This is a genomic window from Taklimakanibacter deserti (assembly GCA_003574785.1).
Map to the genome: position 1 here is coordinate 190004 of QORU01000007.1, position 21960 is coordinate 211963.

Here is a 21960-nt window from a genome sequence, read left to right on the forward strand (position 1 = left end):
CTTCACGGAACAAGAAAGTTCCTCTACGAGAGCCGGAAGGCTTGATTTCCGGGAACCGCCGCCCGGTCAGTGCGCAAAACAGATCTCATCGACGATCAGGAGAAACTTTAATTCAACGCCGCGCTTATCTAGAGCTGCTTATCTCCGGAGGATAAATTGCCAAGGCCAAAGCGAACAAGGACAAAGAACAAAACGAAAATGGGTGTCGGTGTCCTTGTCGTCTCGAACAAGAAGCCCGGCCAAATGCTTCTCGTAACATCGCGGCACTCGAAGACCTGGGCACTGGCCAAGGGACAGATCGACCCCTCCTTAGGACCTTTAGAATCGGCCAGGCGGGAAGCCTTCGAAGAGGCCGGTGTGCGTGGCCGCATGTCATCTGTTCCGATCGGCTCATATCTCCACCAAAACTCTGCGGGCGACGTCTTTCGGATCCGGGTTTTCAAGATGCATGTTCGGATCGAGCTTGCCAAATGGCCCGAAAAGGAAGAGCGCCGGCGGCGCTGGATATCCGCCAGGTCCGCTTTGAAACTGGTCGCCAATTCAAGCCTTCGACAGCTTATCGAGGCACAGCTCGCATGAGGATAAATGCCGCGGCGGAGGCCTCGCGTTCCTTGTGGATGGAAGTCGCGCCGTTTCGCGCCACACCCCTGGAAAAATCCAACACCACGGAGGTCGCCATCATCGGCAGCGGCATCTGCGGCACGTCCCTCGCCTATGAGCTCACGAGCAAGGGGGTGGCTGTCGTCATGCTCGACCGCGGGCAGATCGCGCGCGGCATGAGCTCGCGCACCAGCGCCCATCTGACGTTCCAAAGTGACGATCTCTATCAGGAAGTGATCGCCCGGCGTGGCGAACGCATTGCCAAGCTGCACTATCAAAGCCAGCGGGCGGCCGTCGACCGCATCGAGACCATCGTGAAGAGCGAAGGCATCGCTTGCGATTACAAGCGCCTCGACGGCATCCTCGGCCTGGCGCGCGGGCAGAAGGTCGAGCTCCTGAAGGACGAGATCGAGGCTTGCCACCGGCTCGGCTACAGCGAGGTCCGCTGGGCGACAAAGGAGGAACTGGCCAGGCTCAAGACGACGAGCGGCCTCTGTTTTCCCCAGCAAGCCCGTTTCCATCCGATCAAATATCTCAACGCACTCTTGAAGAGAATCGAAGCCCGCGGCGGCCATATCCATGCACATAGTCCCGTGATCAGACTTGAAGAGACGCGAACCGGCGTCACGCTCACCACGGCCTCGGGTCAGACGGTCAGGGCCAAGACGGCCGTCGTCGCCACCAATTCGCCGATCGAGCCCAAGGTTGCGATCCACACCAAGCAGATGCCCTATCGGAGCTACGTGCTCGGTGCAGAAATCCCCAAGAAAAAGATCGCCGATGCGCTCTATTGGGACACGGAGGATCCCTATCACTATGTGAGGCTGCAGCCCGGTTCGCGGCGCGACATGCTCATCGTCGGCGGCGAGGACCATCGTACGGGCGAAGCGGACAATGCCGAGGTCCGCTTCCGCAAGCTCGAGACGTGGATGCGCCGGCGTTTTCCGGAAGCGGGAGCCGTCAAATATCGCTGGTCGGGGCAGATTTTGGACCCAATCGACTATACGGCCTTCATCGGGCGCAGCCCGGGCCGCAAGCGGACCTTTCTGGCGACGGGCGATTCCGGGCAAGGCCTGACCCATGGCGTCGTGGCGGGGCTATTGCTCGCCGACTTCATCCGCGGCAAATCTTCGCCATGGCAAGGCGTCTATCGCCCGCAGCGCAAGACGATCGACGCGCTCGGCCGCTATGTCTCAGACAATCTGGCCGTAGCCGAAAACATGCTCGGCTATTTGACCCCCGGCCAGATTTCGGTGGCGGAACGCCTCAAACCCGGCAATGGCGCTATTCTGCGCCATGGTCTCGAGAAGCTGGCGGTTTGCCGTGATCGCAAAGGCAGGCTCCATGTCCACTCGGCGAGCTGCACCCATGTCGGCTGCCTCATCAAATGGAATTCCTTCGAACAGTGCTGGGATTGCCCCTGCCATGGCTCGCATTTCGCGCCTGACGGGGAAGCGCTCAACGCACCGGCGGTGAACGCGCTCGCGACGGCGAAGCTTCCCCGGCGAAGCGCAGAGCCTGCGAGCAGACGACGTTCCGCTTCCGCACGGCATGGCGCGGTGGCGCAAGACCCGACACAGAGCCAAAGGGGGTAGAATTTCGTTCAGCTATCCGAGCAGGCTGGGTCGACGCCGGAGCGCTCCCACTTCAGCGGAACGCTCATCCACGATCCAAGGCGACAAGCTAGCCTGCAGGCTTCCTTCGCTTTTTGTGCGATTCAGCAGCGTCATTCCTGATGATGCTAATCTGTCCATCGGATTCCATATAGGCGCGCTTCACTTGCGCAAGTTTTCCGATGCCTTGCTGTCGGAGTTGGCTCATCATCTCCTCGGGCGTAATCAGCTCCTGCCGCAGGTTTTGCCTCAGCATTTTGCCTTCCCGCACCAGCAGCAACGGTGGCGGACTAACGAATTTGTTAAAGATTTGCGACTTGTGGGCAAGCCAGTCGATCGCAAAATCCCAGGCAACAATAGTCAGAACAAGCAAGAGACCTTCCGTCACGGACTCGTACTGCTTCGAAAACCCGTTTTGAGCCGCATCGGCAATCAGGACGATCAACAGAATGTCGGAAAGACTGAACGATCCAGCCTGCCGCTTCATAAAAAACCGCATCAGGATGAAAAGGCCCAAATACATCAACGACCCCCTGAGCACCACCTCCGCGATCGAGTGAGTTGGGATCCAAAGTCCGGGCCAGTCTATACTGAAAAGCTTATCCACCTTCAGCGCTCGCTCCGCTGCCTGTTTTCGTCGGAGTCTTGTCGATCAACCTATGACACCCCTTCTAATCGACAAAGCATGGTCGAGGTTCCGGACTAGCGCGCCCCCGCGCTTCACGGTCATTCGCTGCTTGCGCCCGTAGCATAGCTCTCCGTCTCTTTGGAACTTTTCGCCGTTGCTGCCCGTTTCGTTCAGCCACGAGGAGAGGTCCATGTCACCCATTAAACGCACGAACGCCGCGAAAGAGACCGGAGCGGGCGGCGAGCTCCACCAGAGAGCCAAAGCTTCCAGTAACGAGCTCACCACCAACCAGGGAATTGTCGTTTCGGACAATCAGAATTCTCTAAAGGCCGGGCCTCGCGGTCCCACCCTTCTCGAAGATTTCATGCTGCGTGAGAAAATCACGCATTTCGACCACGAGCGTATTCCGGAGAGAATCGTCCATGCGAGAGGCAGCGGCGCGCATGGCGTTTTCCGACCGACAAAGTCCCTGTCGCATTTGACCAGAGCGGCTTTCCTGCAAGACCCGAAAAAAGAAACCGAGGTCTTCGTTCGCTTTTCTACGGTGGCAGGCGGTGCCGGATCGGTGGACCTGCCGCGCGACGTGCGCGGCTTTGCAGTCAAGTTCTATACGGAAGAAGGCAATTTCGACCTTGTCGGCAACAATATCCCGGTTTTCTTCATCCAGGATGCCGTCAAATTTCCCGACCTCGTCCACTCGGTGAAAATGGAACCGGACCGCGGTTTCCCGCAGAATGCCTCCGCTCACGATACCTTCTGGGACTTCGTCTCGCTGATGCCCGAAAGCATGCACATGCTGATGTGGGTCATGTCCGACCGTGCCATTCCCCGGTCATTCCGGATGATCGAGGGCTTCGGCGTCAATACTTTCCGGCTTGTCAACGAAAGGGGGGAGAGTCGTTTCGTGAAATTCCACTGGCGGCCAGTCCTCGGGGCGGCCTCGGTGATCTGGGATGAGGCGGTCAAAATCAATGGCGCAGACCAGGACTTCCACCGCCGCGATCTGTGGGAAGCGATCGATAAGAGCAATTTTCCGGAATACGATTTCTGTGTCCAGGTCGTCGACGAAGAAGCGGCTGGAGAGCTCGACTTCGACATCCTCGATGCGACCAAGCTGATCCCCGAGGAAACCGTCCCTCTCGAGGTCGTCGGCCGGCTCACATTGAACCGCAACCCCGACAATTTCTTTGCCGAGACCGAACAGGTCGCGTTTCACCCGGCCAATATCGTGCCGGGAATCGAGTTTTCCGACGACCCCTTGCTGCAAGGGCGGTTGTTCTCCTATCTCGACACCCAGCTGTCCCGCCTCGGGGGCGCCAACTTCCATGAGATTCCGGTCAACCGCCCGCGTTGTCCGATGCGCAATTTCCAGCGCGACGGCATGCGGCGCATCGATGTTCCGAAGGGACGGGTCGCCTATGAGCCCAATAGTCTCGGCGGTGATGGACCCAGGGAATCCCAGGAAGGCTTCGTCACGCATCCGACCGGCGACATCGGAAGCGAGAAGGTGAGGATCCGGTCCGAGACCTTCAAGGACCATTACAGCCAGGCGCGCTTGTTCTTCAATTCGATGACCGAGCCCGAACGCCGGCACATAGTGAGCGCCTTCGCGTTCGAATTGGGAAAGGTAGAGACGCCGGCCATCAGAAAACGGATGCTTGGCCATCTGGCCATCATCGACAAGGCTCTTTGCGCAGGCGTGAGCAAGGCACTCGGAACAAATGAAATCGATCCGATCAAGCCGGCGATCGAGCCGCGAGATCTCGCACCTTCGCCCGCTCTGAGCCTTGTGCAGAAAGCGCCCGCCACCATCAAAGGGCGCAAGATCGGCGTTCTTCTGTCGAACGGGGTTGACGGCTCACTCGTGAAGCAACTGAGGAAGGCCGTCGAGGCTGAGGGGGCAGTGCTGGCCGTGGTCTGTCGAAAAATCAGCGGCGTAGTTCTTGCGGACAAGTCAAAGCTGCCCGCCGACCAAGCTCTTTCGGCAGCGCCTTCCGTGTTTTTCGACGCTGTCGTGCTGTTGACCAGCGAAGCCGGCAATAGCGACCTGCAGGATGAGGCGGCCGCCATCGACTGGATCAGGGATGCCTATGGGCATCTAAAAACTCTGGGATTCAGCCAGCCAGCTTATGAATTGCTGGCCAAGGCGGGCTTGGGAGATCGGCTGGATGAGGGCTTCATAAAGCTCGATGGAAACCAGGGCAGCATGGACCGCTTCATCGAAAGTTGCAAAAGGCAGAGAATTTGGGACCGAGAATCGCTCGTCAGAGGCGCCGGCTAGCAGAGTGGCCCAATCTTTGGCGATCTGTCAGCGCACAGGGAATCAGCAGGGGCCGTCTCCCTGCCGATTCCCACACCACGCTCAGATGGGGGCTGAGCAATGGCGTGATTCAGGCGGCATCCTTCTCTCTTGGCATTTCGTCCAAGGCGCCTAACAGCCGGTCCATCTCACCAAGCCAAATTTTCCGCGATTGCTCGAAGGAATCCAGAAGCATTCCGGCTTGGGTGGCTTCATGGCCTCTGGCCGTCAGGGAGGCGACGAGGCGGCGCTGGGCGTCAATGATGTCCTCGCTGTGCTCAATCTGCCGCTTGATTTCCGTCAATTGCCGCAGCAGTTCTGATCTTGTCCGCATGGTTGAAGGCTACGGCAGATCTGCCGCAAGGCGATTAACATAGGATATGCGCGCCGCCGGAAATTGCTTGCTTGATGCTCTTGCGAAGCGTGGTGCCGGACTGGCACCGGATTGGGCATCAGGGGAAGATGGTCAGATCACCGGTTGAGGCAGCTCAACCTCTAGCGGTCACTCCTTGGTATCGACGCCAATGCGGTCAGCGGCGACGGCCTATGGATCTGAAGCAGTGCGGCGGTGTCTGGAATTGCCGCCCGCGCATCATTGATCGATGCGTAGGCGCGACTAACCTGGTCCCGATGCTCGGGGCCCTTCGAAGCTTCCGCAATCGGATCATTGCTCAAGGTCTGCTCCAGAGGTTTTGCCGCTCGGGTGTGGGGCTTTGCCATTCGATGGACGAAGGGCTCGCCTCAAAAGTTCCCTTACCGGAACCCGGTTTTGGTCCAGCGCTGGAAAGTTGCAATCGCGGAACGCTTGTTAAGGTCGACCTGGAAACCCGTGAGCTGGGGGCGGATCGCGCCGTGGGGGACCTTGCCCATTCGCCCGAGCCGCAAATAACATGGCGGAAGACCTCCGGGGGCGGCGGAGGGACGGCTTATGCTGAGAAATTTTCTGACGATCGACGAAGGCCGACACAAGTTCATGGGCCGCTTCCTGATGGAACTCGATTATGCGGTGATTGTGAAGATCAGCACATTCAAGGTCTTGCGCGACAAAGCGGGCCTCACGGTTGGCGATGAAATCCCGGTCGACAAGCTCGACGCCTGGATCAGGAAACGCGAGAAGCTAGAGCGCGAGGCCTAGGCCGCTTTTCGGCCGTCAGGAAAACCTACCTGTTGACTCCTATGCCTTCTCGTTCTTGAATTGTTCTCGTAAGTGAGAATGCGTAGGAGTAGCCCGATGTCAGACCCAAAATATTTGGAGACCCCAGAAAACCTCGAAACCCGCGCCTATTACAAGAAGCAGCACCTGAAAAAGGGAAGGGCCGGGCAGAACGATGTCATCCTGGCCGCGACCGAAATCTATCAGACCGAGTTCGGCCATTGGTTCGAGGATGAAGGCTACGATGGTCTCTGGGAAGAGGCTGATGCGCTCTTTAGGAAGCACAGCCTTAAGGTGACGGACCCGAGCGCGCTGGTCGATCTCATCGTGACCGATCTGCATGGCGACAAAGGGATCAGCCATGGCGCTGAGCCGCCCGCCATCCGTTTCTAGCCCTCGCGATGAGGTGACGCTCGCTCAAGTCCAGCAGTTCAACTTGAATATGGTGCTGGAGTGCCAGTGGTGCGGGCACAAAAGGCTGATGGACGCCGGCAAGCTGCTCCTCAAATTCCCGCCGGAGATGACGATGAAGCAGCTTGCTGAAAGGGCGCGATGCAAAAACCGCGGATGTCCCGGCCGATCGGGTGCGGAAGTGCTGTTCCGCCTGGGCGACCGCAAAGACGACTGGTGGCCGCGCGTGCCGATCATAAGGGGGAGATAGAATGGCGAAAGGACGGTGGTCGCGTTGGGGGCGTGGAGGCTGCGAGGGCTACACGCTCGATCTCGGAAGTTTCATCAACTTCTCTGTCATCCGCAGATCGACCGGCGGCCCGGCACCGGATTATTTCGAGCTGACCTCGCATACCCGCAAGATCAAGAGCTTTCCCAGCGCCAAAGACGGAATGGACTATGCGGAAAAGGAGCTTGAGTCAGGAATGACCGCCATGCTTGAAGATTGGGAGCTTTACAAAGCCCACAGGGTCAAGCGGCGGAAATCCTGAATGTGCAATACCTATAATCTGCGCGGGAACATGAAGCAGCTCGCTCTCTTCGCCAATGCCGAGCCGCCGCCGGACGTGGAAATCAACTATGAGAGCATCCACCCGGACTATGTTGCTCCCGTCATCCGCAGATCGCCAGGCGCCAGCCAACTCGAAATCACGATGATGCGTTGGGGCTTTCCATCACTCCCCGGCCGACGCGAGTTCATGACGAATGCGCGTTCACTCAGCATGTCGCTTTGGCGCCCCTGGCTTGGCGTCGAGCATCGCTGCCTTGTGCCAGCGACAAGCTTTGCCGAATGGACGCCTGAGCCGAACCCGGTGACCGGCAAGAAGGAAACCGTCTGGTTCGGCCTCAACTCGAACCGCTCTCCCTACATGTTCGCCGGCCTGTGGCGGGAATGGACCGGGACGCGCGGCACTAAAAAGGCGCCGGTTGAGGGAACGCATCTCCTTTTTACCTTCCTGACGACCGAGCCGAACAACAACGTCAAACCCGTCCACTCAAAGTCCATGCCGGTTATCTTGCGCAACATCGAGGAGTGGAATGCCTGGCTCACGCTCCCGATCGAAGAGGCCAAGGAGATGCAAAAGCCCCTACCCGACGATGCAATAGAGATCGTGGCAAGGGGGACAAAAGGTGATTGATTTTCGCCCCGCCCAATCGCGACGATTTTCCGAGAGGAAGCCCAGCCGAAAGCGGGCCCATTGCTGACGGAGTATCGCTTAATTCGCAAAGCGGTAGTTTCTACGATCTTGCTAATAGAAGTCCGGACGTTGAGCCCATTTCCTGCTACGACCGGCTAATTGACTCGCTCATATGGCCACAACTCTCTTTTCTTATTCGTCTTATTTGTCCTGTTGTCTGCTCTCTCCTCGGCCACACTGATCGTGTCGGACATTTGGTCTGCCAGAATAGCGGGCTTTTTATCTGTCTTGCGTTTTCTCTTGGCAAGCACCGCGGCCGCGTTTGGCTTCTTGTCTGCTTTCGCCGTGATAACGATGGTGGTGTTGGGCAGGCCGACTTCCTGCACCAAAGCAAAGAGCACCGCCGCATTGGCAGGATCCAGTCGCACGCAGCCATGTGAAGCGCGCTTCCCAAGCTTATCAATATGCTCCGTGCCATGGATCGCGTGGCCCAAGCGGGTGAAGAAAATGGAATTGGGCATAGGGGCATCGTCCCACTCCTCCGAGAAATGGTACTCCTCCATGCGGAATGGCGTGTATGTGCCGCCTGGCGTGCCATAGCCGGCCACCCCGGTCGATACAGGCCAGACATATTCCTGCCGGCCATCGACCATGACTGTCATTTCCTGGCTATGCTCATTGATGGTGACGACGACCCGCGCGGCAGAGGCAGGTCCAGCAATCATGATAATCAAAGCCGCCGTCAAAAGCCGAAGCCGCATGTGCCATCCCTTACCCGCCCGTGAAGCTACAACCGAGATAAACAGGGAAAGTTCCGATTCCTGGGTGTGCGAGGTCCCACCCTCCCCGACAGCGGTCAATGCAGCCTCCGAAACATAGGAAAGACCAGGCCAACCAGAAAAGCAATCGTCTTGCCAGCTCCCCCAGGCTCATACCACGCAGCGGTGCGAAACCGTACAGGAACCAATTATCGACGTTGCCGGTTTGAGGTGCGAGCGGTCGAACCTTGAACGCGAAGGAGATTCCCTATGAAGCAACTTCTAGCCACCACAGCCTTATCATTTCTTTTACTTGCCGGCGCCGGCCATGCGGCCAACGTTTCCAAGATCACAACCTACCAACAACAGCCGACGGATATTCGGGCATCCAAGTTTATCGGAATGCGCGTCTATGCGACCGAAAAGGACATCGCCAGCGACACCTCAGCGAAACCGGGAAATGAAAAGGAATGGGACGATATCGGGGAAATCAACGATGTGATACTCGGCCGGAACGGCGAGGTCGAGGCTGTCGTCGTCGGCGTCGGGGGCTTCCTCGGGATGGGCGAAAAAGACGTTGCCGTTGCCATGAGGGATTTCAAATTCGTCAAGAAGGGCGATGATGAGAACGACTATTTCCTGGTGATCAACACAAACAAGCAGATGCTCACGGATGCGCCCGCTTACGCCGCTTCGCAGACGACGACAGAGAGCCAAAAGGCCGACAACAGCACGGCCCCGTCCGGCTCGGACACGCGCACGGCACTCGTTCGGCCTGAGGTGAAACGTGAAGGCTACAGACAGCCTGAGACCAAGGAGCTTACATCCGAGACTCTGGTCGGCGCGCGGGTCTACGGCGCAAAGGACGAAGATGTCGGCGAAGTCGACAAACTGGTCCTCAACGCAGATGGCAGCGTCAAGCAGCTCGTCCTGGATATCGGCGGCTTCCTGGGCGTGGGTGAGCACCGGATTGCCGTGGCACTGGACCAGGTGAACATCATGCGCAACGAGAAAGGTGACGATGTTCGCGTGTATGTCAATTCGGACAAGGAAACTTTGAAGGCTCTCCCCACCTATAACGGGTGAACACGGTGAGGGCGCGGGCGAATGTCCGCGCCTTTTCAATTGCGCGAGCGGGCCGCTCCGCGAAGCCCTAGCAGCATTCGGTGGGGACTTCTTGCAAGGCGTCCGATTGATTGCTCAGTTGATAAAAAAGGCCCGCACAGCATCGCCGTGCGGGCCTCTTTTGTTTCTGAGCCTCAGTCGATCTGAATGGTAACGCCGGGCTTACGATATGGCCTGTACTGACCGTAATAAGGCTCCTTGTACGACCGATAGCGCTTTTTGGTATAATAACGCCCGCATTTCACGTCGTTGCTGACGCGACAATGACGCGACCACCAACGCTTTGATTTCTTCTTATTGCCTATATTGACGATATGGCTGTCACTATTCGTCTGAATTTGCACCGGCGCCGCGACGGGCGCCGCCTGGCTCGCCACCGGCATGGCAAAACCGACGCTGGCCGCGACTGCCGTGCCTATGGCCAATGCTTTGATGCTGAACACAATAAGGTCCTCCTTATTATTCTGGCTGAAGCGGGACGCCCCGAGGAACACGGCCTTTGGCCGATACGCGGCATCTGCATAAAACAACGTGTGTCAAAAGGGATCGTTCCGATGCCTTCGTGGAACGAGTTCCCGCATCAAGACGCGAAGCCTGCGAATGACAGCCAGACGGTCAGATCCTTCGTGCGGCAAAACTGATCTCGGCGAGCGTCCCCAGCGCGACCGCAAATATGATCTTGTAAACGCCCTGGTCAATCTGTGTTCCGATCGGGACGGGACTCGAATACCGACTTAACACGTCCTCTATCGGTCCAATCATGCCTTGACCAATCCCAACGCCTATCAAGATCTGCAAGACACCAAAAACAAGAACGGCAAACGCCGCGATCCAAGTCATTCGCGTGAAAAACATCTCCGTCTCCTTCATCGGCCGAAGCCTTCCCCCTCGCCGTGACGCTGCCAAGCATGACTTCATTATTGACCGGCCGCCAGGCCTTCTCGGCGATCTCTTGCATTGCCGGCCGGCCTCCCTTCTCTGTTTCTTGGCTCTCGGCCCCTGCGGTGGCCGACAGTCCAGGCATAAGCGCGGGTGAATTCAGCGCCGAACAATACGAGCTGGGCCGAGTAATAGACCCAGATGAGCACCACGACGAGCGAGGCCGCCGCGCCATATGTCGATTCCAGACCCTGCTTGCCGATGTAAAAGCCAATCAGAAACTTGCCGATTTCGAAAAGCGCCGCCGTGAGGATGCTGCCCGGCAGAACGTCACGCCAGCCAATCGAGATATCGGGAAGCCACTTGAACATCATGGCGAACAAAACGGCCGTCATCGCAAAGGTGACGACGACACTCGCCGTTTGCAGCACGATCTCGGGCGCGGCATTCGCAAACATCGTGCTCATTGCGGCCAAAGCCGTGGTGAGAAGAAGTGAGACCAGCAGCAAAAACCCAAGGGACAGCACGCCAGCGAGGGACACGGCATAGGTGCGAAAGAACGCCCAAACGCCAGACCCCGAGGGCGCATCTACTTCCCAGACCGCGTTCAGGGCCGCTTTCAGCTGAACGACCACACTGACCGCCGCGAAAGCAAGCGCGCCTGCGCCGATAAGGGTGGCGAACACACCCTCGGCGGGTTGTCCCGCGACCAGCAGCATGTTCTGAACAGCCTTCGCCCCTTGCTCGCCAAGAAGGTGAGAAAGCTGGAGGATAACCTGCTCTCGCACGACTTGCGCGCCAAAGGCCAGCCCAGCGACCATGATTGCAATCAGGATCAGGGGGCCCATGGAGAAGAGCGAGTAATAGGCGATGGCCGCCCCCAAGGTGGACGCCTTATGTGTCATCCACCCGGAAACAGCGGCCCGCAAGATCGACCACCAGACCGCGGGGGCGATAAAGGCCTTGGTGGGCCTGCGCCGCGATGGCTGAACGTGATGAGATGCAAGCCCGGGTCTTCTGGATCTGAGAGCGGCAATCTGCGCAGTGAGACCGGAGAGAGCCAGGGCGGCCAACATTTTCGAGTAGCCGATGAGCGAAGACGAACTGAAAGTCGACCGGCGGGCCATGACGAGTCCAAACGAAAGCCGCATGTTAATCCGCTGACGGAGCGATTGGTTCCAACGTCACGTTCGCCTCGGGACGCCGATCGTTCGCCCGGACTATCCGGAAGAGGGATGAGCGGGATGAGCCGCAAGTCGTGGAACCTTCAGGCGGGTTGACCGTTCTGCACATTGCCGCGAAGCCGGGTGGAAGACTTAAGCAGAGGGGATTCGCCGTCATGGCGACTGAATTGGGCCGGCATAAGAAGATCAAGAAGCGACCATCACGCGCCACCTTCACGGCCCTCGACCGGGTCGCCGTGCGCGACATCGGCACGATGGTCTGTGTAGACCTCGATCAAGACACAGACAGCTTTGCCCACCTCATCGGCAAGAAGGTCGTCATCGATGGCAGGATGGAGCATTGCTTCTCCGTCGAACGCATCGCGCACGCCGCGCCATGGAAACGCGGTGAACGAATCTATCTGCTCATTCGAAAGGCCAGGGCCAAGCGCACCAACCATGCCGGCAGCATCGGCCCAAGCGGGGGCATCGCCGGATTGTGGATCGACGACGCATGAAGCTCATCCCATCCATGCTTTAAAGCTTGAGGAAGGAATGTGTCTGGATTCGCCCCCACCTCCGGCCCATCTACTCCGCCGATGCCCGCTGCTCGCGCGCTGCCTTGCGGCGTGGGCCCCTTTTTTTGCTGCCCGACAAGTGCGCTCCATTGAACCGACGGGCTTTCGTGACCTTCTTTTCGTCCGCGCGCGCAACGTCGGCTATTTGAGCGAATTTCACGCGCAGATCCGCCAGCTCCTGGTCGGTCAGGCATTCCAGATCGATCATCGAATTCTTGGCTCCCTTCACGCCTCTGATGATCTCGTCCAGCTTGATCTGAGCGGCGAGACCGTCGCGGTTCTGGCTGTTCTGAATGACGAAGACCATGAGAAAAGTGGTTATCGTCGTGCCGGTGTTCACCAGGAGCTGCCAGCCCTGCGAATAGCCGAAATATGGCCCCGATGCCGCCCAGGCCAGCAAGGTCAAGAACGCTATGCTGAAGGTGATCGGGCTGCCCGCCGCCCATGCTACCTGATTGGCGAATTTCGAGAACAGATCGCTCATTTTGGAAGACCGGTCGGCCATGATACGCCTCCATTGCCTGGCAGAGTATCAAGCCCCGAAGTCGACTGCGGTTCCCGACGCGGGGCTTACATCCACTTGCGCTCCGGTTGCGGCGCCAGTGCTCCTTGTCAGCAATTGAGAAATCCCCGCTCCATCCGTTTGAGCGCCAGAATGCTGAACCTCACCCCGGCTTTGATCGACTCAGGCTCGTCGCCGTGATCCCTGAGGAGAGCTACCAGATATTCGGCGACCTCGCGTGGGCACGAAGGCACGACCAGATTTTCAGAGGTTTCGGCGCTCATCGGGCGATACTCCCGGCACAGATAAGGGCGGGTCACGCCGTCGACACCGTCAATCTCGGACGCGACCCGCCTGTCCCAAAGAGGGGTCAAAGGGACCTGAAAGCAACATCACGAAGGGGAATCCGTTCCAAAGCAGGCCGGGCGCCTTCACACGATCCCTTATGCGCTTGAGTCGGTCAGCGCTCTCTCCTAAGTACAGGCCATGACATCGGACGGCCCGGTCGAGCGCAAACTTGCCGCCATTCTCGTGGCGGATGTCGAAGGCTATAGCCGGCAGATGCATGAGGACGAAGAGGCAGCACTTGCCACGCTGACCCGGCTTCGTTCGGTCATCGACGATCTCGTCGCCCAGCACAATGGAGAGATCAGCGGCAGCGCCGGCGACAGCGTCATCGCCGACTTCGCCAGCGGCGTGGAAGCCGTCAATTGCGCCGTGGCCATCCAGCGCGGCCTGCATGAGGCCAACAGGGCACAACCGCACGAGCAAAGAATGGAATTCCGCATCGGCATCAATGTCGGCGACGTCATGCTCAAGAACGGCGACATCTATGGGGACGGCATCAATGTCGCCGCCCGCATCGAAGCACTCGCCGAACCCGGCGGCATATGCGTGACGCGTGCGGCGCGCGACAGCGTGCGCGACAAGGTCGACTACAAGTTCGAAGATCTGGGCGAAAGGCAGGTCAAGAATATCGCCCGGCCGGTGCGCATCTTCAAAGTCATCTTCGACCGCTCACAGCCCGTCCAGATCGGGGAAAAGCCTGCCGGCGAAGGCGCCGAAGACGCACCGCGGGTGCTCGATCCGGCGGAGGTGGAAATCGAAGTGACGTTCTGGAACACCGTCAAGGACAGCGACGATGTGGCGATGTTCGAGGCTTATCTGGAAAAATATCCGGACGGGGAATTCCGCAAGCTCGCCGAAATCAGCCTCGCCAAGCTCGCCAAAAAGCACTGACAGCTTTGTCAGCCCCGCGTGCTGCGAAAAGGCCCCAAGCTTTCGCCGGGGCCCTCACAGAGCTTACCAGCCCTGGTTCGTGTACCAGGTGTCCACGTCGCGGCGGACCTGGTCCCTGGCGATGCCATAACGCTCCTGGATCTTACCCTCGAGCTGGTCGCGGCGGCCGTCGATCACATCGAGATCATCGTCGGTGAGCTTCCCCCACTGTTCCTTGACCTTGCCTTTGACCTGCTTCCAGTTACCTTCAACGCGATTCCAGTCCATAAGACCTCCTTTGTCGCTCTACAGTAAACTTCCATTCGATGGCTATCTCAGCCGCTCAGGCCGTCACCACGATCGCTTCCTCCTCGTCGCGCTGGCTTCCGCCAATCGCACCGGCAACCGAAGCGATGAAGGCGCCAATCAGCATCGACAAGGCGCCGAGTATGGCCGCGGTCGCGCTGGCCTTGCGGGCCTCGTCCGCCGCCTGCTGGGCCTTGGCCTTGAGCTCGTTCGCCCTGGCCAGGACGGCCTCGACCCTGGCTTGCGCATCCTGCGGAGACAGGCCGGTCCTTGCCGCCACCAGGCTCGAAAGATAGGCCCGGTCTTCCTGGCTCACTTCGCCTTGCAGCGCGCCCATGCCGAGAATGCGCGTCGCCTGCGCGGCTGCAGCCTCGCCGCCCTCCGGGCCCGCCGTGGTCAACCGCGCCGGATCGGCCGGGCGAAACAGAGTGTCGACCAAATAACCTGTCGCGCCATCATTATTGTTTCCCTGCGCGTTCTGACCCGCGGCATTGGTGGCGGCGCCCGCGACATTTGCCGCCACATGGGCACCGGCTCCGACCAGAACGGTGGAATGGAAGGCCACCATCCCGATGACCAGAAGCGTGGCCACCGCCCAGGCCATGAAGCCATGCGCGGTGTCGCGGAAGAACACCTCATCCGTGTGAACGCCGACCCACTTGGTGCGCAACCGGCCGGAGAGATAGCCGCCAATCCCCGACGACAGCCACTGGACGATGACGACCCAGATCGCCGTCGAAACGGCAATGGTCGTCAGGCCCGCGCTTTCAGAGGACCAGGGCGAGATCAAGGTCAGCCCCAGGCCCGAACCGAGGAGCATGAGGATGGCGGTGGTCGCCGCCGCAGCGAAGGCGCCGGCGAAGATCGCACCCCAAGCGATAGCGGATCTCGGCGCCTCGATGGCAGGAGGATTCTGGACACTCACGGTCGCCACGGCATCCTCCTAGCGAAAGAGAAACATGATGAGCAAAATGATCGGAATGGGCACCCCCAACAGCCAAAGCAAGATTCCGCGTCCCATGGTCGCCTCCTCGATCGTCTGTCTCCGGAACAATTTCCGAAGCACATCCTAACCCGCGATCCCGCCTCAGAGTTCCTCAAGCGAGCAACTAAAGGTCGGAGGACAGACCGTGGCCGGATACGCCCGGCTTGGCGGCGAAGCGCCGGCGAGGAACGCAAGAAGCCCGATATGCGTTCATTCGCATCAGCAATGAGGCTGAGATACGGAGTACATCCATGACCAACCAGGACAAGGACAAGCAACAAGGCGACAAGCAAAGCCAGGGTGGACAACAGCAGCAGAGCGATCAGCCGAAACGGCAGGATCAGCAGGGTGGCGGCTCTCGCCAGCCTGGCCAGGATCAGCAGAGCGGCGGCACCAACCCGGGACAGCAGCAGCAGACGGATCCCAATCGCGGCGGCAGCACGGGCAACAAAAACGTGAATGACTGACGCCCCATAGTGCAAGAACGAAGGGCCCGCGTTTTCGCGGGCCCTTCGGCAAAGAGGGCGGGACACTTTCGACGACGGCGCGACGCTTCCTTTGGCGGCGCTCTCGCGTTACCAGCCTCGATCGCCTTATCGCCAATCGCGAAGGACATCCGCCACGCCGACGACCTCGATCTGCTGGTCGAATCTCGGCAGGACGCCGGCCATGGCGGCCGCATGACCTTGCTCATTCGAGCTCGCCACCCCTTCCTCGACAATCACGACGCGATAACCGATATCGATGGCGCCCAGGACCGTTGCCAGAACACAGACATCGGTCTCCACACCTGAAAAAACCAAAGTGTCGGCGGAACGCGCACGCAGCATCGCCTGAAGCGCGCCATCCTGGAAGGCCGAGAACACGAAACGGCTATAGACCGCCGCGACGCCAGTGAATTCCTGCAAGCCGGGCACGATGTCGAAAAGCCTGGGATCGAGCCGCAGAAGCTCCGGGCATGCGGCATAGAACCGGGCCCATTGCCCCTTTATGGCGCCGGCATCGGCAGGGCAGATGAACCGGGTGAATATCGTGCTCGCCGGCTTATAGCGGCATATTTCCTTCACAGCCGGCAAGGCAGCGCCCACCGCGCCTGACGCCCAAGGCGTATCCGCGTCGAACATCCGCTGCATGTCGACGCAGAGATGCACGGCGGAACGCGATAACGGGCCATAACGCAGCCCTCTGACGTGCTCCATCGCGGGCCTCAGAAACGCATCAGGATTCGGATTTCAAGGGCGGGGGTTCGAAGGGCGGAATGCCTTGCTCGTGATGCTGGGCCAGCAGCCTTCGCCGCGCATCCGCCGCTCCGGCCGATACGATCGATGCAACCCATGAAGGGGCATCCGTTCCGGGCTCGGGCGGAGACGCATTGCCCACCAAGTCTTCGGCAGCCTCGCGGGCATAGCCCCGCATCACCAGAAGGTCGATCGCCGCCTTCTTCACGTCGGGCTCGTCGTCCTCTGCCTGAAGCGCAACGGTGATTTCACTCGTCATGGGAGTCTCCGCCGAAATTTGCCGACGCCGCCGGGCAGCTGTTCAAGGACCTACGAAGGACCCGCCATCGGACTTCGATCCGGAATTGTCCGAATCCCTTCCCGCCGGTGCTCGCTCGGGCGTTTCTTTCCGTTGTCCAGGCCTTGGCGCGTCGTGGCTGCTCTCCGCCAGCTCCTTGTCGCCTTCGCGCTGGATTTTCTTGTGCTGCTCGACGAGGTCAGGATTGCCGCTCGGATGTTTGTCAGCCATGGTGAAACTCCTTTCACTGACAAACATTTCGCTGCTTACAGAGTTCCTTCAGGGTCCGTGACGGCATGGCGCGAGCGTCCTGACAAGCGCGCGGCGCCGTGTACGCTATCGCACACAAATTTGCCGGGAACCTTCGCTGGGCGAGCGCGTTTGGCAATGTCAGCGAGACGGGCGGGGCAAAGGAACGGGGGATGCATGTCCGCGCCTGATGATCTGATCCTTGCGGCAAAGCGGGCGAGAGTTCTTGCCGCAACCCTCACTTCGCCCGAATCGAAGACCGCTTTCCTGCAAATGGCCGAGAAATGGGAGGCCGAAGCCGCGCGCACGGAGGCAGGGCCGGCCGGCAAGGGAATCGCCTGACGGATGGAACCTTCTTGCCGGTGCCAGTGTTAGCGGGCGTCCCGTCTCACACACCCCAACCCCGAGACGAGATGTGTCGTCACCCCCTGCCCGCCCGCATGCGTATCATCCGGGCGGGTTTTCCATTGCGAAACCCGGCAACCTTGCGGAGATCCCTTGACCGCGCCACAGCCTAGGCAAGCGCCTCTTCGACCAAACCAAGAATCGCCCTTGGCAAATACGGCTTGTCGATGAGCCGGCCAAGATCGGGCGGAAGGTCGGAGGCAGGAAGATGGCCGGAGGTAATGAGCGTCTTGATCCGAGGGTGGTTGCGCCTGATGTAGCGCGCCAGATCGATGCCGTTGAGCGAGCCAGGCATCTGAATATCGGTGAAAACCAGTGATATGCCTGAGTTCCCGTCCAGGATGTCCATCGCCTCCTCGGCCGAGGAAGCCTCGAGCACCTCGAAGCCCCGCTCGCGCAGGAAATCGCTGATGTCGAGCCGGACGATCGCTTCGTCCTCGACGACTAGAATGGTGTACCGCATAATCGACCGTCCTCAGTCTCCTCTTTAACCCATGTTAAGGCGAAAGGTTCGGCCGAGATATTTGGTCTCCATGCAGATCATGAGCCTCGGCGCGGCACGGGTGGCGAGAAACGGATTTTCCGCTGTTCATCCCGATGAAAGGCCGATAGCTTCAGGCTCAGAAGCAAAAAGAAAGACGGACAATTTCTACGGGAATGGCAGATAGCACGCGGCGACGACTGCTGACGCGCGGACTTTTTCAGCAGCGAACCTTCTTTGAACTGACGGACCGCCTGTATCGCGGACACTCGCTGTCGGACGCCTATGAGGCGACGCTCGATGCGATCCGGGAACTTCTGGGATGCGAGCGCGCATCGATCCTGCGCTTCGACAGCAAAGGCGTCATGCGCTTCGTCGCCTGGCGGGAACTTTCGCAAGCCTATCGCCAGGCGGTGGACGGACATTCACCCTGGCGTCCGGGCACGCGCGATCCCGAACCCATCTATGTCAGCGATATCGCCCAATCGGGGGAATCCGAAGAACTCAAGCAGGTCGTTCTCGGCGAGGGCATCCAGGCTTTGGCCTTCATCCCCCTTACCTTCAATCGCGCGACCATCGGCAAGTTCATGGTCTATCATGCGGCTCCCCATGAATTCACCGATGAGGAGCGCGAGATCGCCCTGACGCTCGCGCGCCAGCTCAGCTTCGCCATCGAGCGGGAAACGGCCGACCTGGCCGGCAGCCGGCTCGCCGCCCTGATCGACTCTTCCGAGGACGCCATCGTCTCGAAAAACCTGGACGGCATCATCCAAAGCTGGAACCCGGGCGCCGAGCGCCTGTTCGGCTACAGCGCCCCGGAGGCCATCGACAAGCCGATCACCATTGTCATTCCGGATGACCGGCTGGACGAGGAGACATCCATCCTGGCGCGAATCCGAAAGGGCGAGCGCGTCGAGCCTTACGAGACGGTGCGCCGGCGCAAGGATGGCAGCCTCGTCCATGTGTCGCTCGCGGTCTCGCCGATCGTCGATCCCCAAGGCATGATCCTCGGCGCCTCGAAGATCGCCCGCGACATGACCACCCAGCATCTCGCGCATGAGCGCCAGCAGCTTCTGCTGCGCGAGATGAATCACAGGGTGAAGAACCTGTTCGCGGTCACGAGCAGCCTCATCAGCCTCAATTCGCGCTCGGCCACCTCGGTTCGGGAACTTGCGGCCTCCGTGACCGAGCGCCTCACCGCCCTCGGCCGGGCGCATGCGCTGACGATGAGCGGCGGCGAGGCCGGAGAGCACAGCGCCAGCCTGCACAGCCTCACCGAGGCCCTATTGGCGCCCTATAATGAACGGGAAAAGCCGCGCGTCTCGATCTCGGGCGACGACATGCGCCTCGCCGCCAAGGCGATCACCCCGATGGCGCTGCTGCTGCACGAATTCGCGACCAATGCCGCGAAATACGGCGCGCTCTCCAACGATGCCGGACGCGTCGAGATAGGCTTTTCCGTGGAGGGCGACGTCGTGAAAGTGGTCTGGTCGGAGACCGGCGTATCGCAACCTGCCGACAAGCCGGATAACGGGTTCGGCAGCCTGCTCGTGCAAGCGACCGTCACCCAGCTCGGCGGCCGCATGGATCGCGAATGGACGACCGAGGGACTGCGCATCAGCCTCGATCTGTCGGGCCCGCTTCTGGCGCCGCCAGTGGATTGAGTCCCGCAACGGATTTCCGCGCCGGAGGAAAGCAGGCAGCCGGCGAAGAGGCTTGACGGCCGAGAGGGCCTCATATCTATTGCCGCGATGAACCGCATCCTCGCCGCACTCATCGTTTCGTTTTCCCTTGCCGTCCCCCAGGCTTTCGCCGCCGACCGGCTGGATGCGCGTGAAATCCGCCAAGTGGTGCCCGGTACATGGTCCGGCAACTACAAAAAGGCCTCGCTCGTGCTGACGATCGCCGCCGATGGGACCGTCAGGGGACGCTATAACGGCATACCCGCCTCGGGCCGCTGGACAACCAAGCGCACATCGGATGGCGACAGGATCTGCCTGACATTCTCATCGATCATCAGCGACACGAAATGCGGCGAGCTGTACCGCAAAGGGAACAGCACCCTTTATGGCTATCTCAATCGTGGAAAGCCGCGGCTCTGGCTGAGGCGCAGCTGAGCTCCGCAATAGTCAGCGGAAGGACTCGCGGGGAGTGCGCCGACTCACGAATTCCAGAAGGCCAGCGTGCCCCATAAGGCCGCGCCCCAGAAGGCTAAGACCGCCACGACAACACCGAGCCAGAAGAGGATCAAGAATCGCATTTTACCGGGATGTCGCGGTCCTTCTTGCACGCGGCCCTCGCCTTGGCTTCTTGAGATCAACGGAAGAGCCGAGATCCAAGTTATCCCCCCGGCCCTTCCGTTGTACGCCAACTCACTGCAGGGGCGTCCCGATGATTATTCCGCAGGGTAAAAAGTGTGTTAACGAAATCGAAACCATAGGCTTGCGGGGATCCGGCTCAGGCGAGGGATCCCGGCTAAAATCATGACTTTACTATTGATTCCCGCCTCAGGCCCCCAGGTTTTTCCCAGCTGATTTCGTCTCAGACTTAACCAGGGTTAAGGCATTCCCCGCCGCCCCTGATCAGAGTCCGATGTCGGGTTGGCCATCGGTCCATGCCGCCGGTGAAGGCCCTGGCCCGCCGTGCAGCCCCTCGGCGAGCCCATCATTTGAAGCGCCGGAGACGCGCCGTGCCAAAGGCCTATTTCGAACCCGAATATCTGAATGCCCTCGTCGAGGTCTTCCACGAGGCAAAACGCATCCTCGAACGTCGCGGGATCACCCATCCCGTTGCCGTTGATGCGGTGGCGCGGCGGATCTTGAGCCTGGCCCAAGAAGGCGTGCCCCCCTGGCAGATCCTGGGCGAGGTCCTTCCACCCATGACGCCGGAAGCCGCGGGGCTGCCCGAAGTCGCCAGCACCAACGACATCGTCGTGAGCGGTCCGGCGCCTGACACCGAGCGCTAGAACGCCGGCGCCAGGTGGATTGCTCAACTCATTGTCTGGCGGCCTTCGCATGCGGCATTCGAGCAATCGCAAGCGGATCAGCGACTGGAACATAAATTCGGATTCGCCGTTGAAGCCTCATCCCAACTCGACAACGGAGGACACCCATGGCCATGGACTCGCTTGAAGCCCTGTTCGAAGACACTCTTCGCGACATGTATTACGCGGAGAAGAAGCTGACCCGCATCCTTCCCAAGATGGCAAAGAAGGCAACCGCGCAGGAACTCGTCGACGCCTTCACATCGCATGCTGAGGAAACCGCGGGGCAGGTGGAGCGGATCGAAAAAGTCTTCGAGATGCTCGACAAGGCCGCACGCGGCAAGAAGTGCGAAGCGTTGGAAGGCCTCTCGGCGGAGGGCGATCACGTCATGGAAGAGGCCGAGGAGGACGGCGTGATGGATGCCGGACTGATCGCGAGCGCCCAGGCCGTCGAGCATTATGAGATTGCCCGCTATGGCGCGCTGATCGCCTGGGCCAAGCAACTCGAGCTGACCGATGCTGCCGATCTCCTGGTTGAAAGCCTCGAGCAGGAAAAGGCGGCGGACGAGAAGCTGAACGGCATCGCCGAAAAGGTCAATCCCATGGCCGAACGCAAGGAAGCCGCCTGAAGCATTCACCCATCAGCCCGCCGGTCGATCCGGCGGGCCTTTTCATCAAACGAAATCCAACCAGGATGCGCATGGAGAGCGGAACTTTGCCGTGGCGAGGCAAAGCCCACGTTTCTCGCTTCAGCTTACGATGGAAATGCCGGCAAAAAGAAGAATGAGGAAAATAACGGCGAGGATGAGAAAGAGCGTGAAAAGAATCTTTGCAATTCCGGCCGCGCCTTGCGCGATGCCCGAAAAGCCTAATGCGCCGGCAACAATCGACACCAGAAAGAATATGAGCGCCCATTTCAACATGAGAATCT

At 59.8% G+C, this 21960-nt stretch carries 32 protein-coding genes; 17 read left to right on the forward strand and 15 right to left on the reverse strand.

All coding sequences use genetic code 11. The annotated features are described in order from the left end of the window. Positions 1-198: 198 nt before the first annotated feature. Both DS839_RS16200 and DS839_RS16205 read left to right on the forward strand, forming a co-directional pair. A complete protein-coding gene (locus DS839_RS16200; RefSeq protein WP_119271484.1) occupies positions 199-579 on the forward strand; it encodes an NUDIX hydrolase in 381 nt (126 codons plus the stop codon). Beyond that, complete coding sequence (locus DS839_RS16205) at positions 576-2195, forward strand: FAD-dependent oxidoreductase (protein WP_368911683.1); 1620 nt, start codon at positions 576-578, stop codon at positions 2193-2195. The genes DS839_RS16200 and DS839_RS16205 overlap by 4 nt, the downstream gene beginning before the upstream one ends. 88 nt (positions 2196-2283) lie before the next feature. Here DS839_RS16205 and DS839_RS16210 read toward each other — a convergent pair whose 3' ends face one another. After that, complete coding sequence (locus DS839_RS16210; RefSeq protein WP_368911684.1) at positions 2284-2820, reverse strand: DUF421 domain-containing protein; 537 nt, start codon at positions 2818-2820, stop codon at positions 2284-2286. A 211-nt stretch (positions 2821-3031) separates the two neighbouring features. Here DS839_RS16210 and DS839_RS16215 point away from each other — a divergent pair, with 211 nt between their 5' ends. Continuing rightward, positions 3032-5122, forward strand: a complete 2091-nt coding sequence (locus tag DS839_RS16215) for a catalase (protein WP_119271485.1) — start codon at positions 3032-3034, stop codon at positions 5120-5122. 109 nt (positions 5123-5231) lie between these two features. Here DS839_RS16215 and DS839_RS16220 read toward each other — a convergent pair whose 3' ends face one another. Beyond that, positions 5232-5474, reverse strand: coding sequence for a hypothetical protein (locus DS839_RS16220; RefSeq protein ID WP_119271486.1), 243 nt, complete (start codon positions 5472-5474; stop codon positions 5232-5234). 594 nt (positions 5475-6068) lie between these two features. On the opposite strand from DS839_RS16220, the gene DS839_RS16225 reads away from it, so the two are divergent. The 5 genes from DS839_RS16225 (at position 6069) to DS839_RS16245 (ending at position 7882) form a co-directional block, all read left to right on the forward strand. Continuing rightward, positions 6069-6275: a hypothetical protein gene (locus tag DS839_RS16225; RefSeq protein ID WP_119271487.1), complete on the forward strand. Its 207-nt coding sequence runs from the start codon at positions 6069-6071 to the stop codon at positions 6273-6275. A 96-nt stretch (positions 6276-6371) separates the two neighbouring features. Then, a complete protein-coding gene (locus tag DS839_RS16230) occupies positions 6372-6686 on the forward strand; it encodes a hypothetical protein (protein ID WP_119271488.1) in 315 nt (104 codons plus the stop codon). Positions 6687-6699: 13 nt separating this feature from the next. Continuing rightward, the gene (locus DS839_RS16235) at positions 6700-6954 is read left to right on the forward strand and encodes a hypothetical protein (RefSeq protein ID WP_119271489.1); all 255 of its coding nucleotides are present in this window, start codon (positions 6700-6702) and stop codon (positions 6952-6954) included. A gap of 1 nt (position 6955) precedes the next feature. Beyond that, entirely contained in the window at positions 6956-7234 is a 279-nt protein-coding gene (locus DS839_RS16240; RefSeq protein ID WP_119271490.1) for a hypothetical protein, read from the forward strand. Further along, a complete protein-coding gene (locus tag DS839_RS16245; RefSeq protein WP_119271491.1) occupies positions 7235-7882 on the forward strand; it encodes an SOS response-associated peptidase in 648 nt (215 codons plus the stop codon). Between the two features lie 155 nt (positions 7883-8037). Here the strand turns inward: DS839_RS16245 and DS839_RS16250 are convergent, their stop codons facing one another. Next, entirely contained in the window at positions 8038-8643 is a 606-nt protein-coding gene (locus DS839_RS16250) for a L,D-transpeptidase (RefSeq protein WP_119271697.1), read from the reverse strand. 267 nt (positions 8644-8910) lie between these two features. Here DS839_RS16250 and DS839_RS16255 point away from each other — a divergent pair, with 267 nt between their 5' ends. Continuing rightward, positions 8911-9726 carry a PRC-barrel domain-containing protein gene (locus tag DS839_RS16255; protein WP_119271492.1) on the forward strand — a complete coding sequence of 272 codons (816 nt, stop codon included), beginning with the start codon at positions 8911-8913 and terminating at the stop codon, positions 9724-9726. Positions 9727-9899: 173 nt separating this feature from the next. On the opposite strand, the gene DS839_RS16260 is transcribed toward DS839_RS16255, so the two are convergent. The 3 genes from DS839_RS16260 to DS839_RS16270 form a co-directional block, all read right to left on the reverse strand. Further along, positions 9900-10208 carry a hypothetical protein gene (locus tag DS839_RS16260; RefSeq protein ID WP_162918580.1) on the reverse strand — a complete coding sequence of 103 codons (309 nt, stop codon included), beginning with the start codon at positions 10206-10208 and terminating at the stop codon, positions 9900-9902. Between the two features lie 172 nt (positions 10209-10380). Beyond that, positions 10381-10620 carry a hypothetical protein gene (locus DS839_RS16265; RefSeq protein ID WP_162918581.1) on the reverse strand — a complete coding sequence of 80 codons (240 nt, stop codon included), beginning with the start codon at positions 10618-10620 and terminating at the stop codon, positions 10381-10383. A gap of 62 nt (positions 10621-10682) precedes the next feature. Beyond that, positions 10683-11771, reverse strand: coding sequence for a YihY/virulence factor BrkB family protein (locus DS839_RS16270; RefSeq protein ID WP_368911685.1), 1089 nt, complete (start codon positions 11769-11771; stop codon positions 10683-10685). A 212-nt stretch (positions 11772-11983) separates the two neighbouring features. Here DS839_RS16270 and DS839_RS16275 point away from each other — a divergent pair, with 212 nt between their 5' ends. Next, positions 11984-12325 (forward strand): hypothetical protein, encoded by a 342-nt coding sequence (locus DS839_RS16275; protein WP_119271495.1) that lies wholly within the window; start codon positions 11984-11986, stop codon positions 12323-12325. Positions 12326-12395: 70 nt separating this feature from the next. On the opposite strand, the gene DS839_RS16280 is transcribed toward DS839_RS16275, so the two are convergent. Together DS839_RS16280 and DS839_RS16285 are read right to left on the reverse strand one after the other, a co-directional pair. Next, a complete protein-coding gene (locus DS839_RS16280) occupies positions 12396-12890 on the reverse strand; it encodes a low affinity iron permease family protein (RefSeq protein WP_368911686.1) in 495 nt (164 codons plus the stop codon). A 107-nt stretch (positions 12891-12997) separates the two neighbouring features. Beyond that, positions 12998-13171 carry a hypothetical protein gene (locus tag DS839_RS16285; protein ID WP_162918582.1) on the reverse strand — a complete coding sequence of 58 codons (174 nt, stop codon included), beginning with the start codon at positions 13169-13171 and terminating at the stop codon, positions 12998-13000. A gap of 202 nt (positions 13172-13373) precedes the next feature. Between DS839_RS16285 and DS839_RS16290 the strand changes: the two genes are divergently transcribed. Continuing rightward, positions 13374-14126, forward strand: a complete 753-nt coding sequence (locus DS839_RS16290; protein ID WP_119271497.1) for an adenylate/guanylate cyclase domain-containing protein — start codon at positions 13374-13376, stop codon at positions 14124-14126. A 63-nt stretch (positions 14127-14189) separates the two neighbouring features. Here the strand turns inward: DS839_RS16290 and DS839_RS16295 are convergent, their stop codons facing one another. Together DS839_RS16295 and DS839_RS16300 are read right to left on the reverse strand one after the other, a co-directional pair. After that, positions 14190-14393 carry a CsbD family protein gene (locus DS839_RS16295; RefSeq protein ID WP_119271498.1) on the reverse strand — a complete coding sequence of 68 codons (204 nt, stop codon included), beginning with the start codon at positions 14391-14393 and terminating at the stop codon, positions 14190-14192. Positions 14394-14448: 55 nt separating this feature from the next. Beyond that, the gene (locus DS839_RS16300; protein WP_119271499.1) at positions 14449-15345 is read right to left on the reverse strand and encodes a hypothetical protein; all 897 of its coding nucleotides are present in this window, start codon (positions 15343-15345) and stop codon (positions 14449-14451) included. Positions 15346-15647: 302 nt separating this feature from the next. Here DS839_RS16300 and DS839_RS16305 point away from each other — a divergent pair, with 302 nt between their 5' ends. Beyond that, positions 15648-15863: a hypothetical protein gene (locus tag DS839_RS16305; RefSeq protein WP_119271500.1), complete on the forward strand. Its 216-nt coding sequence runs from the start codon at positions 15648-15650 to the stop codon at positions 15861-15863. A gap of 126 nt (positions 15864-15989) precedes the next feature. Here the strand turns inward: DS839_RS16305 and DS839_RS16310 are convergent, their stop codons facing one another. Genes DS839_RS16310 through DS839_RS36510 form a run of 3 tightly spaced genes read right to left on the reverse strand, consistent with a single transcriptional unit; the run spans position 15990 to position 17142 of the window. Then, the gene (locus tag DS839_RS16310; RefSeq protein ID WP_119271501.1) at positions 15990-16595 is read right to left on the reverse strand and encodes a cysteine hydrolase family protein; all 606 of its coding nucleotides are present in this window, start codon (positions 16593-16595) and stop codon (positions 15990-15992) included. 19 nt (positions 16596-16614) lie between these two features. After that, on the reverse strand, positions 16615-16893 hold the full coding sequence (locus tag DS839_RS16315) for a hypothetical protein (RefSeq protein ID WP_119271502.1): 279 nt from the start codon (positions 16891-16893) through the stop codon (positions 16615-16617). Between the two features lie 42 nt (positions 16894-16935). Then, the gene (locus DS839_RS36510) at positions 16936-17142 is read right to left on the reverse strand and encodes a hypothetical protein (RefSeq protein ID WP_162918583.1); all 207 of its coding nucleotides are present in this window, start codon (positions 17140-17142) and stop codon (positions 16936-16938) included. A gap of 195 nt (positions 17143-17337) precedes the next feature. Between DS839_RS36510 and DS839_RS36515 the strand changes: the two genes are divergently transcribed. Further along, positions 17338-17502, forward strand: coding sequence for a hypothetical protein (locus tag DS839_RS36515; RefSeq protein ID WP_162918584.1), 165 nt, complete (start codon positions 17338-17340; stop codon positions 17500-17502). A 172-nt stretch (positions 17503-17674) separates the two neighbouring features. Here the strand turns inward: DS839_RS36515 and DS839_RS16320 are convergent, their stop codons facing one another. Then, complete coding sequence (locus DS839_RS16320) at positions 17675-18028, reverse strand: response regulator (RefSeq protein ID WP_119271503.1); 354 nt, start codon at positions 18026-18028, stop codon at positions 17675-17677. 194 nt (positions 18029-18222) lie between these two features. Here DS839_RS16320 and DS839_RS16325 point away from each other — a divergent pair, with 194 nt between their 5' ends. The 4 genes from DS839_RS16325 to DS839_RS16340 all read left to right on the forward strand — a co-directional run bounded on the left by DS839_RS16325 (position 18223) and on the right by DS839_RS16340 (position 21658). Beyond that, positions 18223-19710 carry a PAS domain S-box protein gene (locus DS839_RS16325; RefSeq protein WP_119271504.1) on the forward strand — a complete coding sequence of 496 codons (1488 nt, stop codon included), beginning with the start codon at positions 18223-18225 and terminating at the stop codon, positions 19708-19710. An 87-nt stretch (positions 19711-19797) separates the two neighbouring features. Then, positions 19798-20163: a hypothetical protein gene (locus tag DS839_RS16330; RefSeq protein WP_119271505.1), complete on the forward strand. Its 366-nt coding sequence runs from the start codon at positions 19798-19800 to the stop codon at positions 20161-20163. Positions 20164-20735: 572 nt separating this feature from the next. Continuing rightward, complete coding sequence (locus DS839_RS16335) at positions 20736-21011, forward strand: hypothetical protein (protein ID WP_119271506.1); 276 nt, start codon at positions 20736-20738, stop codon at positions 21009-21011. Positions 21012-21157: 146 nt separating this feature from the next. Further along, positions 21158-21658: a YciE/YciF ferroxidase family protein gene (locus DS839_RS16340; RefSeq protein WP_119271507.1), complete on the forward strand. Its 501-nt coding sequence runs from the start codon at positions 21158-21160 to the stop codon at positions 21656-21658. Between the two features lie 120 nt (positions 21659-21778). On the opposite strand, the gene DS839_RS16345 is transcribed toward DS839_RS16340, so the two are convergent. Continuing rightward, positions 21779-21952, reverse strand: a complete 174-nt coding sequence (locus tag DS839_RS16345; protein ID WP_119271508.1) for a DUF1328 domain-containing protein — start codon at positions 21950-21952, stop codon at positions 21779-21781. Between the last annotated feature and the right edge of the window lie 8 nt (positions 21953-21960).

Bases quoted from the DNA above. Each gene is read 5' to 3' on its own strand.
- DS839_RS16225 (WP_119271487.1), top strand. From the start codon at position 6,069: ATGCTGAGAAATTTTCTGACGATCGACGAAGGCCGACACAAGTTCATG.
- DS839_RS16340 (WP_119271507.1), top strand. From the start codon at position 21,158: ATGGCCATGGACTCGCTTGAAGCCCTGTTCGAAGACACTCTTCGCGAC.
- DS839_RS16320 (WP_119271503.1), bottom strand. From the start codon at position 18,028: ATGCGGTACACCATTCTAGTCGTCGAGGACGAAGCGATCGTCCGGCTC.
- DS839_RS16305 (WP_119271500.1), top strand. From the start codon at position 15,648: ATGACCAACCAGGACAAGGACAAGCAACAAGGCGACAAGCAAAGCCAG.
- DS839_RS16245 (WP_119271491.1), top strand. From the start codon at position 7,235: ATGTGCAATACCTATAATCTGCGCGGGAACATGAAGCAGCTCGCTCTC.
- DS839_RS16215 (WP_119271485.1), top strand. From the start codon at position 3,032: ATGTCACCCATTAAACGCACGAACGCCGCGAAAGAGACCGGAGCGGGC.
- DS839_RS16240 (WP_119271490.1), top strand. From the start codon at position 6,956: ATGGCGAAAGGACGGTGGTCGCGTTGGGGGCGTGGAGGCTGCGAGGGC.
- DS839_RS16230 (WP_119271488.1), top strand. From the start codon at position 6,372: ATGTCAGACCCAAAATATTTGGAGACCCCAGAAAACCTCGAAACCCGC.
- DS839_RS16285 (WP_162918582.1), bottom strand. From the start codon at position 13,171: ATGAGCGCCGAAACCTCTGAAAATCTGGTCGTGCCTTCGTGCCCACGC.
- DS839_RS16270 (WP_368911685.1), bottom strand. From the start codon at position 11,771: ATGGCCCGCCGGTCGACTTTCAGTTCGTCTTCGCTCATCGGCTACTCG.
- DS839_RS16280 (WP_368911686.1), bottom strand. From the start codon at position 12,890: ATGGCCGACCGGTCTTCCAAAATGAGCGATCTGTTCTCGAAATTCGCC.
- DS839_RS16220 (WP_119271486.1), bottom strand. From the start codon at position 5,474: ATGCGGACAAGATCAGAACTGCTGCGGCAATTGACGGAAATCAAGCGG.
- DS839_RS16310 (WP_119271501.1), bottom strand. From the start codon at position 16,595: ATGGAGCACGTCAGAGGGCTGCGTTATGGCCCGTTATCGCGTTCCGCC.
- DS839_RS16275 (WP_119271495.1), top strand. From the start codon at position 11,984: ATGGCGACTGAATTGGGCCGGCATAAGAAGATCAAGAAGCGACCATCA.
- DS839_RS16290 (WP_119271497.1), top strand. From the start codon at position 13,374: ATGACATCGGACGGCCCGGTCGAGCGCAAACTTGCCGCCATTCTCGTG.
- DS839_RS36510 (WP_162918583.1), bottom strand. From the start codon at position 17,142: ATGGCTGACAAACATCCGAGCGGCAATCCTGACCTCGTCGAGCAGCAC.
- DS839_RS16345 (WP_119271508.1), bottom strand. From the start codon at position 21,952: ATGTTGAAATGGGCGCTCATATTCTTTCTGGTGTCGATTGTTGCCGGC.
- DS839_RS16295 (WP_119271498.1), bottom strand. From the start codon at position 14,393: ATGGACTGGAATCGCGTTGAAGGTAACTGGAAGCAGGTCAAAGGCAAG.
- DS839_RS16255 (WP_119271492.1), top strand. From the start codon at position 8,911: ATGAAGCAACTTCTAGCCACCACAGCCTTATCATTTCTTTTACTTGCC.
- DS839_RS16265 (WP_162918581.1), bottom strand. From the start codon at position 10,620: ATGTTTTTCACGCGAATGACTTGGATCGCGGCGTTTGCCGTTCTTGTT.
- DS839_RS16200 (WP_119271484.1), top strand. From the start codon at position 199: ATGGGTGTCGGTGTCCTTGTCGTCTCGAACAAGAAGCCCGGCCAAATG.
- DS839_RS36515 (WP_162918584.1), top strand. From the start codon at position 17,338: ATGTCCGCGCCTGATGATCTGATCCTTGCGGCAAAGCGGGCGAGAGTT.
- DS839_RS16315 (WP_119271502.1), bottom strand. From the start codon at position 16,893: ATGACGAGTGAAATCACCGTTGCGCTTCAGGCAGAGGACGACGAGCCC.
- DS839_RS16250 (WP_119271697.1), bottom strand. From the start codon at position 8,643: ATGCGGCTTCGGCTTTTGACGGCGGCTTTGATTATCATGATTGCTGGA.
- DS839_RS16205 (WP_368911683.1), top strand. From the start codon at position 576: ATGAGGATAAATGCCGCGGCGGAGGCCTCGCGTTCCTTGTGGATGGAA.
- DS839_RS16325 (WP_119271504.1), top strand. From the start codon at position 18,223: ATGGCAGATAGCACGCGGCGACGACTGCTGACGCGCGGACTTTTTCAG.
- DS839_RS16330 (WP_119271505.1), top strand. From the start codon at position 19,798: ATGAACCGCATCCTCGCCGCACTCATCGTTTCGTTTTCCCTTGCCGTC.